This window comes from Burkholderia sp. HMSC10F09, assembly GCF_001806955.1.
GTDB classification, from domain to species: Bacteria; Pseudomonadota; Gammaproteobacteria; order Burkholderiales; family Burkholderiaceae; genus Burkholderia; species Burkholderia multivorans.
In genome coordinates this window covers 1-3,656 of record NZ_KV786610.1, presented here as the reverse complement: position 1 = coordinate 3,656, position 3,656 = coordinate 1, and the positions used below count along the sequence as shown (strand labels likewise).

The 3,656-nt window shown below is 68.5% G+C and carries 3 protein-coding genes and 1 pseudogene; 2 read left to right on the top strand and 2 right to left on the bottom strand.

Features of this window, described 5'->3' with window-relative positions:
- Nucleotides 1–178 (top strand): annotated as a pseudogene (locus HMPREF3115_RS32240) (carbon monoxide dehydrogenase); the annotation flags it as partial.
- 37 nt (nucleotides 179–215) lie between these two features.
- Here HMPREF3115_RS32240 and HMPREF3115_RS07150 read toward each other — a convergent pair.
- The gene (locus tag HMPREF3115_RS07150) at nucleotides 216–1,208 is read right to left on the bottom strand and encodes a helix-turn-helix domain-containing protein (RefSeq protein WP_070553898.1); all 993 of its coding nucleotides are present in this window, start codon (nucleotides 1,206–1,208) and stop codon (nucleotides 216–218) included.
- A 185-nt stretch (nucleotides 1,209–1,393) separates the two neighbouring features.
- On the bottom strand, nucleotides 1,394–2,032 hold the full coding sequence (locus tag HMPREF3115_RS07145; RefSeq protein WP_006398425.1) for a TetR family transcriptional regulator: 639 nt from the start codon (nucleotides 2,030–2,032) through the stop codon (nucleotides 1,394–1,396).
- Nucleotides 2,033–2,431: 399 nt separating this feature from the next.
- On the opposite strand from HMPREF3115_RS07145, the gene HMPREF3115_RS07140 reads away from it, so the two are divergent.
- Nucleotides 2,432–3,656 (top strand): efflux RND transporter periplasmic adaptor subunit (locus tag HMPREF3115_RS07140; RefSeq protein ID WP_070553896.1); only part of this gene is annotated, 1,225 nt, incomplete at its 3' end.

The following is a 3,656-nucleotide window of genomic DNA, read 5'->3' as shown; positions in this document are numbered from 1 at the left end:
GCTGACGGCCGCGGCAAAGCGCCCCGCGTCGCCGCATCTGGCCGGCGCGTCGGGCGGCCGCGCTGCCGGCGCGCTTCATCATCGCCAGGCCGGGCCGGTGCCGCTGTGGGCGTGGGTCGCGATGATCGTGTTCGTCGCGCTGCTGCTCTACGTCGCGCGCTGGTTCAACGGCGGCTGATCACACTCGCGCGGCCTGCCCCGCGACGCGCTCGCCGTCACGGCCGCGCGTCGCTGCCGATGCCGCGAAACTGTTTCCGATACGCGGACGGCGACGTGCCGAGCGCACCCGCGAAATGCTGACGCAGCGACACGCTCGAGCCGTATCCGGCCGCCTGCGCGATGGCGTCGATCGACTGACCGGTGGTTTCGAGCAGATGCTGCGCGCGTGCGAGGCGCTCGGCCTGCAGCCATGCGGTGACGGTCGTGCCGGTCGCCTGCCGGAAGTGGCGCGTGAACGTGCGCCGGCTCATCAGCACGCGCGCCGCGAGCGAATCGACGCTGTGCGCGGCGTCCAGGTTCGCGCGGACCCAGTCGAGCAGCGCGGCGAGGCGCGTATCGCGCGGATGCGCGGCGACCGGCTGCGGCACGTACTGCGCCTGGCCGCCCTGGCGGTGCGGCGGAATCACGAGACGGCGTGCGATCCGGTTCGCGGCGTCCGAGCCGAAGCGGCGCCGTACGACGTGCAGGCAGCAGTCGAGGCCCGCGGCCGTGCCGGCCGAGGTCATCAGGTTGCCGTCGTCGACGTAGAGCACGTCGGGATCGAGCTTCACGCGCGGAAAGCGTCGCGCGAAATCGTCGGCCCACGCCCAGTGCGTGGTGGCCGGGCGGCCGTCGAGCAGGCTGGCCGCGGCGAGGACGTATGCGCCGAGGCAGAGGCCGACCAGCTGGGCACCGCGTGCGGCGGCCGCGCGAACGGCGTCGAGCAGTTCGTCGGGCGGCGTTTCGTCCTCGTCGCGCCAGCTCGGCACGATCACGATGTCCGCATCGAGCAGCCCGTCGAGCGTGTAGGGGGCGACGATCGTGAAGCCGCCCGTCGTCGCGAGCGGGCCGCGATCGGCGGAACACACGCGGAATTCGAACGCGGGCGAGTCGGCCGCATCGCGCTCCTTGCCGAACACGACCGACGGCACCGACAGATGAAACGGGCTGATGCCGTCGTACGCGACGACGGCGACGACGGTCGCGGCGGGCGACGAAGCGGTGGTCATGCGGGGCTCCGGAATGACGATGGCCCGATTCTAGCGAAGAACGCGAACCGGGCCATGGGGTGGATGCGGGTGTTGGCCGGCAAGCCAGGCCGGGACTGAAGCTGAAGCTCGAGCCGAGGCGAAGCGGAAGCCGAAGCCGAAGCCGAGCCGAGCCGAGCCGAGCCGAGCCGAGCCGGCTGCCCGCCTCAGTCGTCCTTCAGCATCGCCGGGCTGCAGCGCAGCATGTCGAAGCAGCCGTCGACCAGCTTCTCCGCATGCTTTTCCGCATCGATCTCGTCCGGCAGCATCAGCATGTCGCGCACGAAGCCGCTGACGAGCGTATGCAGCATCAGCGTCGCGCGCCACGTGTCGAGCCGCTCGGGCAGCAGCTCGAGCCGCACGGCCATCGCGAGATCGGCGTCGATCGCGTGCAGCGCCTCGCTCATCCCCGCGCGGTTGCGCAACAGCAGCGGCTCCATGTCGGCCACGTACTCGCACTTCATGAACAGGATGCTGAACACGCGGCGCAGCTGGGAATCGCGCTGCACGCCGAGCAGGCACCAGATCAGGATCTTGCGCACCTTCTCGAGCGGATTGCTGCCCGGCGCGTCCGCCGGCATCCGCTTCAACTCGTCGATCGGCAGCAGCACGCGGTCGAACATCGCGTCGAACAGGTCGCTCTTGTTCGCGAAGTGCCAGTAGATCGCACCGCGCGTCACGCCCGCGTGCTGCGCGATGTCCGCCAGCGACGTATGCGATACGCCCTTTTCGAAGAACACGTGCTCGGCGGCATCGAGAATGCGGTTGCGCGTCTCGAGTGCCTCCTCCTTGGTGCGTCTGACCATGTGCAGGCCTGAATCTGAATCGATGAGTGGTAAACCGGGGCCGGGCCCCTCGTCGCGCGCGCCCGAACGGGCTATGCTTGCGACTGGTAACAATTCGTAAGACTTCGCGCTTGGCACGGCGCGGATGGTCTTTTTACATACATCCATGAATGTATATACAATACCACCCTACGATCGAATGACCAAAGTGGCAATCAGTTAATATCCCACTCTGCTGATTCCCGCCTAAGTACCAGTCCGCAGTTTGCGGCGCCTTGCCGGCACGGAGGTTTCGTGCCGCTTGTTGTATCCAGCAGTCCAGTAATTCAGGTGTTCGATCTGCGCCGCGAGGCGCATCCGTGCCGTGCTCCGGGGTCGGGCGCCGCACTCATTCCATTGGTTATACACAGAGGTCGCTCCATGCGCGTCGAACGGGTTCCATACCGCTTACTCACTGTCGCGACGGCCGCCGTTTTCCTGGCCGCGTGCGGGAAAAAAGAATCGGCACCGCCGCCGCAAACGCCGGAAGTCGGCGTCGTCACGGTCCAGCCGCAGGCCGTACCGGTCTTCACCGAACTGCCTGGCCGCACCAGCGCCTTCCTCGTCGCGCAGGTGCGCGCACGGGTCGACGGCATCGTGCTGCGCCGTGAATTCACCGAAGGCAGCGACGTCAAGGCCGGTCAGCGCCTCTACAAGATCGACCCGGCACCGTATATCGCCGCGCTGAACAGCGCGAAGGCGACGCTCGCGAAGGCGCAGGCGAACCTCGCCACGCAGAACGCGCTCGTCGCGCGCTACAAGGTGCTGGTGGCCGCGAACGCGGTCAGCAAGCAGGACTACGACAACGCGGTGGCCGCGCAAGGGCAGGCCGCCGCCGACGTCGCGGCCGGCAAGGCGTCGGTCGAGACCGCGCAGATCAACCTCGGCTACACGGACGTCGTGTCGCCGATCACCGGCCGTGTCGGCATCTCGCAGGTGACGCCGGGCGCGTACGTGCAGGCGAGCCAGGCGACGCTGATGTCGACCGTGCAGCAGCTCGATCCGGTGTACGTCGACCTCACGCAGTCGAGCCTCGAGGGGCTGAAGCTGCGTCAGGACGTGCAGAGCGGCCGTCTGAAGACGACCGGCCCCGGTGCCGCGAAGGTGTCGCTGATCCTCGAGGACGGCCGTACCTATTCGCAGCCCGGCAAGCTGCAGTTCTCCGACGTGACGGTCGACCAGACGACCGGCTCGGTCACGATCCGTGCGGTGTTCCCGAACCCGGGCAAGGTCCTGCTGCCGGGGATGTTCGTGCGCGCGCGCATCGAGGAAGGCGTGAACGACAACGCGTACCTGGTGCCGCAGATCGGCGTCACGCACGACCAGAAGGGCCAGGCGGTCGCGATGGTCGTCAACGCGAACAACAAGGTCGAGCCGCGCACGCTGACCGCGACGCGCATCGAAGGTCAGAACTGGGTCGTCGAAAGCGGGCTGCAGCCCGGCGATCGCGTGATCGTTCAGGGTGTCGACAAGGTGCGTCCGGGCGCGACCGTGAAGGCCGTTCCGGCGCAGCTCGCGTCGGCGCCGAACGACGCGTCGGGTGCCGCCGCGCCGGCCGCCGCCGCACCGGCTTCGGCCGCCGCAGCATCGAGTGCCGGCGCGTCGG

Bases quoted from the DNA above. Each gene is read 5' to 3' on its own strand.
- HMPREF3115_RS07150 (WP_070553898.1), bottom strand. From the start codon at position 1,208: ATGACCACCGCTTCGTCGCCCGCCGCGACCGTCGTCGCCGTCGTCGCG.
- HMPREF3115_RS07145 (WP_006398425.1), bottom strand. From the start codon at position 2,032: ATGGTCAGACGCACCAAGGAGGAGGCACTCGAGACGCGCAACCGCATT.